General features: G+C 69.9%; 1 protein-coding gene and 1 pseudogene. Both read left to right on the top strand.

The window, feature by feature from the left end; translation table 11 throughout:
- Nucleotides 1–664, top strand: a pseudogene (locus I59_RS00270) (glycosyl transferase family 2); the annotation flags it as partial.
- Nucleotides 657–1,795: glycosyl hydrolase (locus tag I59_RS18755; RefSeq protein ID WP_022902151.1), on the top strand; the 1,139-nt coding region annotated here is incomplete at its 3' end. The pseudogene I59_RS00270 and the gene I59_RS18755, both read left to right, overlap by 8 nt.

The following is a 1,795-nucleotide window of genomic DNA, read 5'->3' as shown; positions in this document are numbered from 1 at the left end:
GATCGCGGGCTGGATCTACCGCGCGCTCACCGGGCAGGGCGAGAACCTGTACCAGGGCATCCTGCAGCAGTACGGCTTCAGCACCGGCTTCGTCTACGTCGCCGCGCTCATGGTGGTCTCGTCCGTGCTGAGCATGGCGATCCGCCAGATCCGGCACCTGTCCGAGAAGCCGAGCGACTTCTTCCGCCTGCCGATGTTCATCATCGTGTCGACGTTCTTCCTCATGCCGATCCGCCTCATCGGCTTCTTCCGCCTGGCCCACGCGTCCGGTTGGGGGACCCGTGCCGGCGCCTACGCCGGCGGTCCGATGGAGGAGGACCCGTCGGCGGCCGCGCAGCCGCTCCCGGTGGCCACGCAGACGCCGATGAGCCCGGTCGACGCCGGCCGGGTCCGCGACGACCAGGCAGCTGCCGACCGCGCGTTCGACGAGATCTTCGGCGCAGGCGCAGGTGCAGGCACGGCCCGGCCGTCGTTCGCGCCCGGCGCCGACGCCACCACGAACTCCACCGCGACGGTGCTCGCGACGCGACGCTCCACGGAGCCCGCCGCGACCTCGCGCGCAGCGGCCCGACCGGTCAAGGTCCGTCGCTACAACCCGTACGCCGCGATCCCGTACGTCATCGGCATCGCGATCTTCGCCCTGGAGGCGTTCCTCATTGTCTGACCTCATCCGCTCCTCCGGTGCTTGGTGGGCCCAGTCCAGCAAGCACGCCAAGCTCACCGCCCTCGGGACGACCGCGATCCTGGTGGTCCTCGGACTCATCACCTGGACCGTCTGGGTGTCGCCCTCGGGCCCCGTGTCGACCGCCGTCCACCAGGCGCTCGGCGTCACCCCGCCCAAGAAGAAGGTCTCCGCGGCGGAGTTGCAGACGCAGCTCACCGCCGCCCAGGAGAAGATCTGGGCGCTCGAGGGCAAGCTCGACTCGACGACGGCCAAGGCCGGTTCCCGCGGGGACCAGATCGCCGACCTCAAGGCGCAGATCGCCTCGCTGCAGTCGCAGCTCGGCGCCGCGAAGAGCCGGACGGGAGGCACGACCACCGCGAGCGGGTCGGGCTCCGGTTCCGACGGGGCCGGTTCCGGCGGGTCCGCGTCGGGCTCGTCCGGCGGCTCCGGGACGTCCGGCGGGAACGCGGCCTCCGGGTCGGGCTCGGGCAAGGGTTCCGGCTCCGGCGACCACGGCGTGACCAATCCGAACGGCGGCCCCTCGAAGGACCCCGACGGCGCCACCCCGGTCTCCGTGCCGACCAAGGCGCAGATCATGGCCCAGCCCACGCGGTGGTACGGCCTGTACACGGCGCAGTCGCCCTTCAACTGGGCCGAGTACGACGAGGTGTCGCAGCAGGTCGGCAAGGCCACGAACATGGTGGGGTTCTTCCAGGGCTTCGACCAGGACTTCAACGCCAGCGCCGTGCAGCGCTCGTGGGCGAACGGTCGCCTGCCGCTCATGACGTGGGAGACCGCGCCCGCGAAGACCGGCAACGACGCGAAGTACGTCCCCGGGTACACCAACGAGGACATCGTCACCGGGAAGTTCGACGCCTACCTCACGAAGTACGCCAAGGCCCTCGCAGCGAACAAGCAGCCGATGGTCATCCGCCTCGATCACGAGATGAACGGCTCCTGGTACAACTGGTCCGAGGGCACCGCCCAGCAGAACGCCGCCGGTTCCTACGTGGCCATGTGGCAGCACGTGCACGACGTCTTCCAGGCGAACGGCGCGAACCAGTACGTCATCTGGAACTGGGCGCCGAGCCGCATCGACAAGCTCGGCAACCCCAAGTACATGCAGCTCGA

The sequence above is a fragment of the Curtobacterium sp. B8 genome, assembly GCF_000333315.1.
GTDB classification, from domain to species: Bacteria; Actinomycetota; Actinomycetes; order Actinomycetales; family Microbacteriaceae; genus Curtobacterium; species Curtobacterium luteum.
The sequence above is the reverse complement of the archived record's forward strand: the minus strand, read 5'-3'. Positions and strand labels throughout refer to the sequence as shown.